Genomic DNA, 12,799 nt, shown 5'->3' on the forward strand with positions numbered 1-12,799 from the left:
CGTCGTCAGTCAGTTAACGCCGCAGCATTTCTTGTGCTTCTTCCCCGACCCGCACGGGCACGGATCGTTGCGGCCAACCTTGGCGGCCGGCGCGGCAGGTTCGACGACCGCCACCCCCTGCCCTTCGCGCCGCGCGTACAGCGCAGCGACCTGCGCCGGGATCTCCCCGGCCGCCGCATCATACAGCGCGTTGATCTCGTCGCTGGCAAGATCGCTCGTGTCGTCGGCGATCGCGACCAGTGTCTCGAGATACGCCAGCGCCGGATCCTCCACCGCGGCCCACGCCTCGGGCCGCAGGTCGATCGCGGTGGCGAGTCCTTCGATCCAGACGTCCCACAGCACGTCGCCGTTGCGCGGGTCGACTTCGAAGAACGGGCGGAACTTGCCGCGCGACAGGTCGCGCGCGATCTCGGCGTGGCGGGCGACCAGCATCGCCTCGAAATCCTGTACGTCGAGCGGATCCTCGAACGGTGGTCCCGCCTCGACCCCGCCCCAGATCACCGGCAGCCATTCGGCGGGCGGCACCGTTTCGGGACACAGGATCAGACCGGTCAGGTAGCCGTCGACGTCGCTGAGCAGCATGCAATCGTCGGGCAGCGCGAACAGCGCGTCTTCTAGGCGGCGCAGGCGGGAAGGAAGTTTCATGCAGCGGCCGGTAGAGCACCGGCCGACTACCGCCAAGCGGTCGTGCGGTGCGTCAGTGCGTCTTGGCGTCGGCAATTCGCTGCAGCGCCTCGCCCTCCATCTTCTCGAGCTCGGCGAGCGTCTGCGCGATCGCGCTCTGCTGCTGCGTGAGATCGTCGATCCGTTCGCGGCACCGCTCGGCGAGCGCGCGCATCTGTTCGACATGTTGCGGATCGCTGTCGTAAAGCCCGAGGAACTCCTCGATGTCGCGCAGCGAGAAGCCGAGGCGCTTGCCGCGCAGGATCAGCTGCATCCGGGCGACGTCGCGGCGGGTGTAGATTCGCGTGGTGCCGATCCGACAGGGCTCGATCAGCCCCTTGTCCTCGTAGAAGCGCAGCGTCCGCGCACTGACGCCCAGTGCCCGCGCGACGTCCTGGATTCCGGTCAGGTCGTCCTGGCGATCGTTCAAACCCGCTCTCCCCCTCCCGCTGCAGCCTTGGCGGCTTCCTCTGCGACAAGTTCCTTTTTGGATAGCTTGCCGATCAGCGTCTTGGGGAGAACATCGCGGATTTCGACCTCGCGGGGAAGCTCGATCTTGCTGATCTTGTCGCGCAGGAAATCGCGCAGTTCGGCCGGGGTCGCGGTGGTGCCGGGCGCGAGCGTCACGAACGCCTTGGGCGCCTGGCCGCGATAGGCGTCGGGAACACCGATCACGATCGCCTCGGCGACCGCGGGATGCTCGTACAGCGCATCCTCGATCACGCGCGGATAGACGTTGTAGCCGCCGCACAGGATCAGGTCCTTGATGCGGTCGACGATGAACAGATAGCCGTCCTCGTCGAGATGCCCGACATCGCCGGTCCGCAGCGCGCCGTCGACGAACAGATCGCGCGTGGCGTCCGGCTTGTGCCAATATCCTTGCGTAACCTGCGGGCCCCGCGCGCAAATCTCGCCATTCTCGCCGATCGGCAGCAACCGGGTCGGATCCTCGCGGTCGCGGATCTCGATCGTCGTGCCCGGGAAGGGCACGCCGGCGGACCCGGCCTTGCCCGATCCGTCGAACGGGCTGCAGGTGATGATCGGCGAGGCTTCGGACAGGCCATAGCCCTCGACCACCAGCGCGCCGGTCGCGGCCTCGAATGCGTGGCGCACCTCGGCGGGCAGCGGCGCGCCGCCCGAGATGCAGGCGCGGATCGACGACAGGTCGACCTTCTGCGTCGCGGCCGCGGCGGTGATCGCGGCATAGATGGTCGGCACCGCGGGGAAATAGCTGGGTTTGGTCCGCGCTATGATCTTGAGCAGCTGCTGCAGTTCGAACCGCGGCATCAGGATCATCTCCGCGCCGGTCCGGATCGAATAGGTCAGCACGGTGGTCAGCGCGAAGACGTGGAACAGCGGCAGCGCGCCCATCACCCGGTCCTGCTCGGGCCGTTCGCCGCCGACGAACACCACCATCGCATCGGCGTTGGAGACGAGGTTGGCATGGCTCAGCATCGCCGCCTTGGGCTCGCCCGTGGTGCCGCCGGTATATTGTAGCACCGCGACCTCGTCCGGCGTTGCCGCGACAGGGGTCGGAGCGCCCTTGGCGGACAGCAGCGCATCGAACGTCAGGTGGCGGGCATCGGCCGGCGCGCGGCCGATCTCCGCGCGCTTCAGCAGTCGATAGGCAAGCCCCTTGAGCGGTGGCAGCGCGCCCGCGATCGGGCAGGTGATGATGTGGCGCACGCCCATCTCGCCCGCGACCTTCAGCACGCGCGCGTGGATCTCGGCGATGTCGCAGGTCGCGATGACCTCCGCGCCCGAATCCTTGATCAGGTGGCAGAGCTCGCGCTCGACATAGAGCGGGTTGACGTTGACGACGATGCCGCCGGCCTTCAGCGTCGCGAAGAACAGGATCGGATAATAGGGCGTGTTGGGCAGGCACAGCGCGACCCGCGTACCCTTCTTCACCCCCAGGTCCTGCAGCCCACGCGCGGCATGCGTCACCGCCTCGCCGAGTTCGGCATAGGTCATCCGCCGCCCGAGAAAGTCGAGCACGGTGCGCGAACCGAATCGCGCCACCGAATGGTCGAGCATCTCGCCGAGCAGCCGCGCGCCCTCGATCATCGGTACGCCCGTCGCACTGCCGTTCGCGTTCATCATCGGGTATCTCTCTCCAAGTCGGCATTCCTACCGACTCATATTGTGAGCGGCGACACCTTGACGTATAGGTTAGGTATCGCACCTTTAGGGCAGCACGCAAGCGCCTGACCGGCCGGACACCAAGTTCGGGCGATCGAAATGGAGAGGATTCCCATGACCAACGTCGTCATCGCAGGCTATGCCCGCTCGCCGTTCCACCTCGCAGGCAAGGGCGAACTCGCCCGCGTGCGTCCCGACGATCTTGCCGCGCAGACGATTCGCGGCCTGCTCGACAAGACCGGCGTCGACCCGGCCGAGATCGAGGACATCATCCTCGGCTGCGCCTTCCCCGAAGGCGAGCAGGGGCTGAACGTCGCGCGGATGATCGGCCTGCTCGCCGACCTGCCGCTGTCGGTCGGCGGCATGACCGTGAACCGATTCTGCGGGTCGTCGATGAGCGCGATCCACATCGCGGTCGGCCAGATCAACATCGGCGCGGGCGACGCCTTCATCTGCGCTGGCCTCGAATCGATGAGCCGCGTGCCGATGGGTGGCTACAACCCCCTCCCCAACCCCGACCTCTTCAAGAAGAACGCCGGCGCGTACATGGGCATGGGCGAGACCGCGGAGAACGTCGCGCGCGACTACCAGATCACGCGCGCCGAGCAGGACGCCTTCGCCGTGAAGAGCCAGGACAAGGCCGCCGCCGCGCGCGCCGACGGCCGCCTCTCCGACGAGATCGTGACGATCCAGACCAAGGCGGGCCCGGTCAGCCAGGACGGCACGATCCGCGCCGGCACCACGGTCGAGGCACTCGCCGGGCTCAAGCCTGCGTTCAGCGCCGACGGGTCGGTCACCGCCGGTACGTCGTCGCCGCTGACCGATGGCGCGTCGGCGGTGCTCGTGACTTCGGAAGAGTTCGCGACCAAGCACGGCCTGACGATCCTCGCGCGGATCAAGTCGGTCGCCGTCTCGGGCAACGAACCGTCGACGATGGGCCTGGGACCGATCTACGCGTCACAGAAGGCGCTCGAGCGTGCGGGCATCACCGTCGCCGACCTCGATATCGTCGAGATCAACGAGGCGTTCGCCAGCCAGGCGATCGCGTGCATCCGTGACCTCGGCCTCAAGGACGAGATGATCAACCTCGACGGCGGCGCGATCGCAATCGGCCATCCGCTCGGCGCGACCGGCGCGCGGATCGTCGGCAAGGCGGCCGCGCTGCTCGCCCGCGAAGGCGGCCGCTATGCGCTCGCCACCCAGTGCATCGGCGGCGGTCAGGGCATCGCAACGGTGCTGGAGCGCGCATGATGTCGGACCAGATCAAAAAAGTCTGCGTCATTGGCGCAGGCGTGATGGGCGCGGGGATCGCCGCGCAGGTCGCGAACGCCGGCATCCCGGTGCTGCTGCTCGATATCGTTCCCCGTGAGGGTGACGATCGCGACGCGGTGGCCAAGGGTGCGGTCGCGAAGATGCTCAAGACCGACCCCGCCCCCTTCATGTCGAAGCGGGCCGCCAAGCTGGTCGAGACGGGCAACATCGACGACCATCTGGAGCGCGTCACGGAGTGCGACTGGATCGTCGAGGCGATCGTCGAGCGGCTCGATATCAAGCAGTCGCTCTACGCCAAGCTCGAGGCGCTCAAGCGTCCCGGCACCGCGGTGTCGTCGAACACCTCGACGATCCCGCTCGGGAACCTCGTCGAGGGGCGCTCGGACCAGTTCAAGGCCGACTTCCTGATCACCCACTTCTTCAACCCGCCGCGCTACATGCGGCTGGTCGAGATCGTGCGCGGCGAGCACACCGACGCGGCCGTCGCGGGCAAGGTCGAGGATTTCGTCGACCGCTTCATGGGCAAGCGCATCGTCCGCGCGAAGGACACGCCGGGCTTCATCGCCAACCGCATCGGCACCTATTGGCTCGCCGTCGCGATCAACGCCGCGATGGACCAGGGCCTGACCGTCGAGGAGGCCGACCAGATCGGCGGCCGTCCGATGGGCGTACCCAAGACCGGGATCTTCGGGCTTGTCGACCTCGTCGGCGTCGACCTGATGCCGCTGCTCACCAAGAGCCTGTCGTCGACGCTGCCCGCGGGCGATCCGTATTTCGACACGGTGCGCGACATGGCGCTGGTCGACAAGATGATCGCCGAGGGGTTCACCGGCCGCAAGGGCAAGGGCGGCTTCTACCGTTTCGACAAGGCGACGCGCACGAAGCTGTCGCTCGACCTCGCGACCGGCGAATACCGGCCCGAGGCCAAGCCCGCCGACCTGCCCGGCAAGACCGGCAAGGACATCGCCGCGCTGATCGCCGAACCCGGCAAGATCGGCACCTATGCCTGGACGATCCTCGGCACCGTGCTGTCCTACGCCGCGATGCTCGTCGGCGAGGCGACCGACGACATCATCGGCATCGATGACGCGATGAAGCTCGGCTACAACTGGAAATACGGGCCGTTCGAGCTGATCGACCGGATGGGTCCGGGCCTGCTCGCGCAGCGCCTCGCCGCCGAGGGTCGCGACGTTCCCGCGATCCTGAAGACCGCGGGCGATCGCCCGTTCTACCGGGTCGAGAACGGTACGCGCCAGTATCTGACGACGGCCGGCGAGTATGCCGACGTGCCGCGCGGCGATGGCGTCGAACTGCTCGAGGACATCAAGCTGCGCTCGCAGCCGATCCTGAACAACGCGTCTGCATCGCTGTGGGACGTCGGCGACGGCGTCGCCGCGCTCGAATTTCACACCAAGATGAACGCGCTCGACGATCAGGTCATCGCGCTGATCGAGGAGGCGATCCCGGTCGTCCAGGACCGGTTCAAGGCGCTGGTCGTGTATAACGAGGCAGGCAACTTCTCCGCGGGCGCGAACCTCGGCGCGGCGATGTTCGCGGTGAGTGCCGGGCTTTGGGACATGGTCGAGGCGACCGTCGCCAAGGGTCAGGCGGCGTACAAGGCGCTCAAATACGCGCCCTTCCCCGTCGTCAGCGCGCCGGCGGGCCTCGCGCTCGGCGGCGGGTGCGAGATCCTGCTCCATTCGGACGCGGTGCAGGCGCATGCCGAGACCTATGCCGGCCTCGTCGAATGCGGCGTCGGGCTTGTCCCGGGCTGGGGCGGCAATGGCGAGATGCTCGACCGCTGGACCAAGTCGGGGCTGGTGCCCAAGGGTCCGATGCCGGTGCTGTCGAAGGTCTTCCAGATGATCTCGACCGCACAGGTTGCCAAGTCGGCGGCCGAAGCGCGCGAGATGATGATCCTGCGCAAGGACGACGGCATCACCATGAACCGCGACCGGTTGCTCGCCGACGCCAAGGCGAAGGCGCTGTCGCTGGTCGAGGGTTATGTCGCTCCCGAGAAGCCGACCTTCCGCATGGCTGGCGCGAGCGGCCGCACGGGCCTGACGATGGCGGTCGCCGACTTCCACAAGAAGGGCGTGGCGACCGACTATGACGTCGTCGTCGCGGACCGGCTCGCCGAGGTGCTGACCGGTGGCGAGGCCGACCTGGTCGACACCGTGACCGAGGACGAGGTGCTCACGCTCGAGCGCGCCGCGTTCATGGCGAGCGTCAAGGACCAGCGTACCCAAGCGCGAATCGTCCATATGCTGCAGACCGGCAAGCCGCTGCGGAACTGAGGCGGCATTCCTCCTACCGTCACCCTGAACTTGTTTCAGGGTCCACGCCTCCACGGGCGCTAGCGCGCGAGACGAGGTGGATGCTGAACCAAGTTCAGCATGACGGCGAAGGAAGTCCCTCGCATGACCGCTTTTTCATGCCGCTAATGGGTAAGATTGCTTGACTTGCCCGCGCACGAAACTACGCGGGAAGCAATTGCCCTATACGGCAAGCGGTTAGCGATTAAGTCGCAGGCCTGACGAAATTCCGGTGACCGTACACATACGGCGCCGCCCCGACGACCGAGCCCGTCCCCCCGGGCCTAGGAGAGGAAGATACCATGTCCCTGTTGATCGCCGTCGCCCTGGCCGCCGGTGCCCCCGCCACCGCCGACACCGTGATCGGTCGCTGGAAGACCGAGACGCATAACGCCATCGTCGAGATCGCGCGCTGCGGCCCGTCGATCTGCGGCAAGATCCTCACCTCCGATGCGATCCGCGCCAATCCTTCGATGAAGGACGCGAAGAACGCCAACGCCGCGCTGCGCACCCGTCCGATCCAGGGCATGCAGATGCTCAGCGGGTTCAAGGCCGACAAGGACGGCGTGTGGAGCAGCGGGCAGGTCTACAACGCCGAGGACGGCAAGACCTATAGCGGCAAGATCACCCCCGTCGGCGCGAACCAGCTCAAGCTGCGCGGCTGCGTGTTCTTCCCGCTCTGCAAGACCCAGACCTGGACGCGCGTGCGCTGAGCGCCGCCGTCCCTTCAGAACACAGTAGCTTAGTTTAGGAACTTCCCATGTCGTTTCGTACCAAGGCCCCGTTGCTGGCCGTCTCCGCGATCGTGTCCGCGTTCGGCTTCGCCAGCTCGGCCTACGCCAACGCCTATTATCTCCAGTCGCAGTCGGCACGCGGTACCGGTCGTGCGTTCTCGGGCGAGGCGGCCGACACCGGGGCGGCATCGCTGTGGTGGAACCCCGCCGCGATCGCCGGCATCCGCGACGGCAGCGCCGCGATCGCCGCGACCGTGATCCGTCCCAAGGGCGACGTCATCGACAACGGCACCGTGATCCGCCGCCCGGGCCAGGCCTTCGCCCCCGTCGGCGGCAACCGCGTGTCGAGCGATCCGATCAACAACGGCGTCGTCCCCTCGGGCTCGATCGCCTACCCGCTGACCGATCGCATCGCGATCGGCGTCGCGGTGACCTCGCCGTTCAGCTTCACCACCAACTACGAGGCGAACAGCTGGGCGCGGTACAGCGCGGACAAGACGCGGCTGCGCACGATCGACATCCAGCCTTCCATCGGCATCGCGGTCACCGACTGGCTGCGTGTCGGCGGCGCGCTCAACGTCGAATATACCGACGCGATCCTCAACAACGCGCTGCCCAATCTGTCGGCGGCGCAGCCGGACGGCTTCCAGGAGCTGAAGGGCGATGGCTGGGATCTCGGCTGGACCGCGGGCGTCCAGTTGCACAACGACTTCGCGACCGTCGGCATCAGCTACAAGTCGAGCATCCGCCACAATTTGAAGGGCAGCCTCAACGTCACCGGCCTGGTCGGCCCGCTGGCAGCGTCGAACCGCTCGGTCGACGGCGCGACGGCGAGCTTCAACACGCCCGGTCAGGTGATCGTCGCCGGCCGCTTCCGCGGCACCGACAAGCTGACGCTCAACGCGCAGGTCGTCGCGTACAACTGGAGCAAGTTCGACACGATCGATCTCGGCGCACCGCTGAACACCGCGATCCCCGAGAACTACCGCGACAGCTGGAGCCTCGCCGGCGGCTTCGACTATGACGTCACCCCCAAGGCGACGTTGCGCGCGGGCATCCAGCGCGCCAAGACGCCGACGCAGGACGGCCTGCGCGACGCGCGCGTGCCCGACGCCAACCGCTGGACGTATGCGGCGGGCGGCAGCTACCAGCTGACCCCGAACATGGCGTTCGACCTGGGTGCGAACTATATCGACTTCGCCGACACCACGATCGACCGTGCGACGGCCGCCTATGCCGGCACCGCCGTGCAGACGCCGATCATTACCAGCGGCTTCCTCCGGAACGCGCACGCCATCGAGGTCTCGCTCGGCGGTCGCCTGACGTTCTGAGCTCGATCCTCCCCCGCAAGGGGGAGGATCACCGCAGCGGCGCGAACCGGATGTTCGCGGTGCCCTGCACCTGGACGGGCAGGAACAATCCCCCGCCCGTCACCGCGATCTGTCCGTTGACGACCTTGTCGACCGTCGCGGACAGCACGAAATCGCCCTCGCGGTGCCCGGCGATCGCCCGCTGCGCCGCGACCAGCACCTTCCGGTAATCCCGCGCGAAATCATGCGTCAGCGAATCCTGGATGCTCGCCTGCACGACCGCGTCGTCGAACAGCGCGAACAGCAGGTTGACCGTCTGGTTGTCACTCTCGCCCGCGATCTTCATGTCGCGGACGCGGACGACCTGTGACCCGGGATCGTTGTAGGGCACCGCCGACAGCCAGATCTCGCCCTTTGTCGGCTTGAACAGCCCGTTGCGCGGCTTGACCGTCGCCTGCACACCGACCGCCAGATGCCCGCCCTCGGTCGCATAGATCGTGACCTTGCCGAAGGTCGCGTCGACAGGCCCTACCCCGGTCAGCGAAATCCCCTTCGCCGCCAGCTTGACGAGCGCGCGCGATACCACCGGTTCCAGCTGACGATAATCCGCGAGTACCGGGATGAAGAACCGCAGCCCGTTCGGCCCGACTGCCCTCGCGGGGGGCGGCAGCGGCGTCGGCACCGGATCGGCGGGGCGATTGCCGACGAACGTCTCGGTCAGCGCCTCCGCCGCCAGTTCCAGTTCGATCCGCCCGTTGCCGATTCTGTAGCCGCCGAACCCCAGCCGCCGCGGCGTGATCCGCATCCAGGCCGGCGGCCGGTCGCGGTTGAGCTGGATCGACGTGAACCCCTTGCGCCACACCGCCTCGAGCTGCTGGCGCGTCCGCAGCTTCTCCAGTTCGGCGGGCAGGTCGCGTTCGAGCTTGGCGACGATCCCCTTCAGCTTCTCGTCCGCCTTGTCGGCGAAGCGGATCCGCTGGCCGAGGAAATCGACCCCCGGCTCCTCGGTCCAGTCATAGGCGATGTCGACCTTGGCGACCGGCGACCAGCTGCGGTTGACCGACAGCCTTGCGGTCGCGCGGACGATCGCGGCGCCGGTCGCGGTCTCGCCGGCGATCCCGCCGACGTCGCGCGCGCTGATCGTCGCACGGATCGGCAGCCGGATCGTCAACACGTTGCCGCTGCCGCCGAGCGTGATCGGGCCGCGCGTGACGACGCCGACGATGCGGCATCCGAGTTGCGGCGTGACCTTCACCGTCTGCCCCAGCACGCGCACCCGCTTGGCGGGCACGCAGCGCGGCTCGGCCTTGTCGATCTGCCACAACTGGACCGGCGTCTTCGCGTTGAGCTGCGCGGCGACGTCGGCCAGCGGGGCCGACACCGGCACCACGATCGTGGAGCTCTGGTTGGGCAGTCGAGGCGGCGTGTCGACCCGTGGCGGCGCCGGGTTCCCCGTCGTACGATTGCAGCCGCTCGCCCCGATCGCGAGCATGAGAAGAAAGGCGTTCCGCGTCATGGCGTTCGAGTAACGCACGGACCGACGATCGGACGCAATCAGATCTCGCGCGTGAGATAGCGCGCGAACACGGTGTCCTCGTACCTGCCGAACGGCGGGCAGGCGACGAACCCGGCACGGGCGTAGAGCGCATGCGCGGGGGCGAAGGCGGGATGGCTCCCGGTCTCCAGGCTCAGTCGCGTGATCCCGCTGCCACGTGCTTCGGCGATCAGGTGATCGAGCATCGCCGCGCCGACGCCCCGCCGCAGATGATCGGGCGCCGTCCGCATCGATTTCAGCTCGGCATGACCGTCGCCAAGCCGCTTGATCGCGCCCAGCCCCAGCAGCGTCGCGTCCTCCCATGCCGCCCACACGGCAACCGTCGGATCGCGCAACCCGCTCAGGTCGAGCGCGAACACGCTGCCCGGCGGCGAATTGGCGTGCGCCGATCGCAGGTGCAGGTCGAGCAGCGCGATCACCTGCGGATCGCCCAGGTCTGCCGGAGCGATCCGCCAGCCCGCGTCGCTCACGGCAGGCTCTCGCCCGCCTCCACGCCCCAGAGCGATGCGATGTCGACGAACCCCGCCTGCCCCTTCACGTCGAGCCGGCACCAGCCATTGCCGCATTGGCTCAGCCGCCCGACCACGCCGGGTGCCGCGCGCCACAGCACGCGCCCGGACGTGTCGGGCCGGTCGCGCAACTCGACCGGCGCCGCGCCCCGCACGATCCCGGTCCGCGTGTCGCGCAGCAGGTTGGCCTGCATCCACCCTTCGGTGCCGTCGGGGTCGGCGACCTTGCGCCATTCGTGGAACACCGCGACGACGCGGATCGGCAGGTCGGCGCGCTGGTACAGCCAGCTTGCGGGATAGGTGCGCGCCGGGCCGGTCCGCATCCGCGCGCGGCCCGCGCCGATCGACGCGTAATAGGGCGGCTTGCGCTTCGCCTCGGCGGCGAATGCAGGCTCGCCCGCCAGCGCAACAACGCATACCGCGCTCAGTGCGAAAGCCCATTTACGCATCATCATACCCCGTTGCTCCCCGCGTTGCCCCAACGCCATAGCGCCCCTCTACCGCCAACGATTGTTGACGCAATCCTCGCGCTTCGCCAAGCCTCGTCCATGCCCGAGATCAGCCGCACCGCGCGCCCGAAGGTGCCCAACCCCAAGGTCGTCGTCACCCGCGAACTCGCCGACACGGTGATGGAACGGATGGAGGCGCTGTTCGACACCACCAACACGCGCGGCGACGCTGCGATGACGCGCGACCAGCTCGCCGCGGCGATGGCGGACTGCGACGTGCTGGTGCCGACCGTCACCGACGATATCGACACGGCGCTGATCGAAGGCGCCGGCCCCCGGCTGAAGCTGATCGCCAATTACGGCGCGGGCGTGAACCATATCGACCTGAAGGCGGCACGCGCGCGCGGGATCATCGTCACCAACACGCCGGGCGTGCTGACCGAGGATACCGCCGACATGACGATGGCGCTGATCCTGTCGGTCCCGCGACGGCTGGCGGAAGGCGAGAAGCTGGTACGGTCCGGCGAGTGGAAGGGATGGAGTCCCGGCGGGATGCTCGGCCACCGGATCGGCGGCAAGGCGCTGGGCATCGTCGGCATGGGACGGATCGGCCAGGCGGTCGCGCTGCGCGCACGCGCGTTCGGACTGACGATCCACTACCACAACCGCCACCGCCTGCCCGCGGTACGTGAGGCGCAGCTGGCCGCGACCTGGCACGAATCGCTCGACGACATGCTGGCGGCGATCGACATCCTGACGATCCACACCCCGCTCAACGCGGACAGCCGCGACATGATCGATGCGCGCCGGATCGCGCTGCTGCGCCGCCACGTCTATCTGATCAACGCCTCGCGCGGTGGCATCGTCGACGAGGACGCGCTGGTCGCGGCGCTCGAAGCCGGCAAGCTCGCCGGCGCGGGGCTCGACGTGTGGAAGCACGAGCCGCGGATCGACCCGCGGCTGCTCGCGCTGCCCAACGTGGTCATGCTGCCGCACATGGGCTCCGCGACGTTCGAGGGCCGCATCGCGACGGGCGACAAGGTGATCCAGAACATCCGGACCTGGGCCGACGGGCATCGCCCGCCGGATCAGGTCCTCGAAGGCTGGGTTTAACTTAAATCAGACAGCTATTGGAACCCATGCCGCGCTGCAGCATTTGTTGCGCACCCTCGGAACATGGAGTGTCCAACATGAAGAAATTCGCCGTATCCGCCCTGCTCGTCGCATCCGCCGTGTCGATGAGCGCGTGCTCGACCTTGAAGGGCGCGGGCATCGGTGCCGCGGGTGGCGCCGCCGTGGGCGCGGCTACCGGCGGTAGCGTCGAAAAGGGTGCGGCAATCGGCGGCACCGGCGGCGCGGTCGTCGGCACGGTGGCCGACTGACCCGACCCAATCCGGTCGTGCCGGGTAGAGACCGGGTAGGCGGCGGTGCCGCTACCCGGTGGGCGCCCGGTATGACCGGACATTCGTTAGGCTCAGCGCCCCCGGATCCAGCTTGTCCGCGTCACCGGGCCGGTCATCACCTTCGACCCGAACGCCTTGGCGATCGCAGCCGCCTCGGTCGCGGTGGTCAGCACGACGCGGGTACCGCCTGCCGGCAGCGTCTCGATCGCGCTGATGATGGCATTGTGCTTCTTGCAGACCGAGACAACCTGCGCCTCGGCGGCGCGGATGTTGATTGCGCGGGACACCGGCGCGGGTGCAGCCGTGCCCTCCGGGGCCTTCAACGTCACTGGGTACGCCCCGCAAGCGCGAGGATGGAGTGGCTGATCATCTGGGCATTCCCGATCGGAGCGGGAGCGCAGAGTCTCTCTCAGTCGCCGGCTAGCTCATGTCGAAGCGCCGCGATGG

The 12,799-nt window shown here is 68.0% G+C and carries 13 protein-coding genes; 6 read left to right on the plus strand and 7 right to left on the minus strand.

The genetic code is table 11. The features are described from left to right. Positions 1–9 precede the first annotated feature (9 nt). From FSB78_RS06750 to FSB78_RS06760, 3 genes are read right to left on the minus strand one after another with little or no spacing between them, the layout of a single operon-like run. Positions 10–645, minus strand: a complete 636-nt coding sequence (locus FSB78_RS06750; protein WP_147081166.1) for a UPF0149 family protein — start codon at positions 643–645, stop codon at positions 10–12. A 52-nt stretch (positions 646–697) separates the two neighbouring features. Then, positions 698–1,093, minus strand: coding sequence for a MerR family transcriptional regulator (locus tag FSB78_RS06755; RefSeq protein ID WP_147081168.1), 396 nt, complete (start codon positions 1,091–1,093; stop codon positions 698–700). Further along, positions 1,090–2,766: a long-chain-fatty-acid--CoA ligase gene (locus FSB78_RS06760; protein ID WP_242008088.1), complete on the minus strand. Its 1,677-nt coding sequence runs from the start codon at positions 2,764–2,766 to the stop codon at positions 1,090–1,092. The genes FSB78_RS06755 and FSB78_RS06760 overlap by 4 nt, the downstream gene beginning before the upstream one ends. A 153-nt stretch (positions 2,767–2,919) precedes the next feature. On the opposite strand from FSB78_RS06760, the gene FSB78_RS06765 reads away from it, so the two are divergent. From FSB78_RS06765 to FSB78_RS06780, 4 genes are all read left to right on the plus strand, one after another. After that, positions 2,920–4,056, plus strand: a complete 1,137-nt coding sequence (locus tag FSB78_RS06765) for a thiolase family protein (RefSeq protein WP_147081170.1) — start codon at positions 2,920–2,922, stop codon at positions 4,054–4,056. After that, complete coding sequence (locus tag FSB78_RS06770) at positions 4,056–6,374, plus strand: 3-hydroxyacyl-CoA dehydrogenase/enoyl-CoA hydratase family protein (RefSeq protein WP_147081172.1); 2,319 nt, start codon at positions 4,056–4,058, stop codon at positions 6,372–6,374. Before FSB78_RS06765 ends, FSB78_RS06770 begins: the two co-directional genes overlap by 1 nt. 320 nt (positions 6,375–6,694) lie before the next feature. Continuing rightward, positions 6,695–7,105 carry a DUF2147 domain-containing protein gene (locus tag FSB78_RS06775; RefSeq protein ID WP_147081174.1) on the plus strand — a complete coding sequence of 137 codons (411 nt, stop codon included), beginning with the start codon at positions 6,695–6,697 and terminating at the stop codon, positions 7,103–7,105. A gap of 47 nt (positions 7,106–7,152) precedes the next feature. Continuing rightward, positions 7,153–8,457 (plus strand): OmpP1/FadL family transporter, encoded by a 1,305-nt coding sequence (locus tag FSB78_RS06780; RefSeq protein WP_147081176.1) that lies wholly within the window; start codon positions 7,153–7,155, stop codon positions 8,455–8,457. Positions 8,458–8,485: 28 nt separating this feature from the next. Here the strand turns inward: FSB78_RS06780 and FSB78_RS06785 are convergent, their stop codons facing one another. Genes FSB78_RS06785 through FSB78_RS06795 form a run of 3 tightly spaced genes read right to left on the minus strand, consistent with a single transcriptional unit; the run spans position 8,486 to position 10,949 of the window. After that, positions 8,486–9,970, minus strand: a complete 1,485-nt coding sequence (locus FSB78_RS06785) for a DUF4403 family protein (RefSeq protein WP_242008090.1) — start codon at positions 9,968–9,970, stop codon at positions 8,486–8,488. Between the two features lie 20 nt (positions 9,971–9,990). Further along, positions 9,991–10,461 carry a GNAT family N-acetyltransferase gene (locus FSB78_RS06790; RefSeq protein WP_242008092.1) on the minus strand — a complete coding sequence of 157 codons (471 nt, stop codon included), beginning with the start codon at positions 10,459–10,461 and terminating at the stop codon, positions 9,991–9,993. Continuing rightward, a complete protein-coding gene (locus tag FSB78_RS06795) occupies positions 10,458–10,949 on the minus strand; it encodes an SH3 domain-containing protein (RefSeq protein ID WP_422396679.1) in 492 nt (163 codons plus the stop codon). The genes FSB78_RS06790 and FSB78_RS06795 overlap by 4 nt, the downstream gene beginning before the upstream one ends. Before the next feature lie 99 nt (positions 10,950–11,048). Between FSB78_RS06795 and FSB78_RS06800 the strand changes: the two genes are divergently transcribed. Continuing rightward, positions 11,049–12,062, plus strand: coding sequence for a 2-hydroxyacid dehydrogenase (locus FSB78_RS06800; RefSeq protein ID WP_147081182.1), 1,014 nt, complete (start codon positions 11,049–11,051; stop codon positions 12,060–12,062). A gap of 77 nt (positions 12,063–12,139) precedes the next feature. Beyond that, positions 12,140–12,331 carry a YMGG-like glycine zipper-containing protein gene (locus FSB78_RS06805; protein ID WP_147081184.1) on the plus strand — a complete coding sequence of 64 codons (192 nt, stop codon included), beginning with the start codon at positions 12,140–12,142 and terminating at the stop codon, positions 12,329–12,331. 92 nt (positions 12,332–12,423) lie between these two features. Here FSB78_RS06805 and FSB78_RS06810 read toward each other — a convergent pair whose 3' ends face one another. Beyond that, the gene (locus FSB78_RS06810) at positions 12,424–12,681 is read right to left on the minus strand and encodes a hypothetical protein (protein WP_242008094.1); all 258 of its coding nucleotides are present in this window, start codon (positions 12,679–12,681) and stop codon (positions 12,424–12,426) included. Positions 12,682–12,799 lie beyond the last annotated feature (118 nt).

This window comes from Sphingomonas ginsenosidivorax, assembly GCF_007995065.1.
In the GTDB taxonomy this organism is placed as follows: domain Bacteria; phylum Pseudomonadota; class Alphaproteobacteria; order Sphingomonadales; family Sphingomonadaceae; genus Sphingomonas; species Sphingomonas ginsenosidivorax.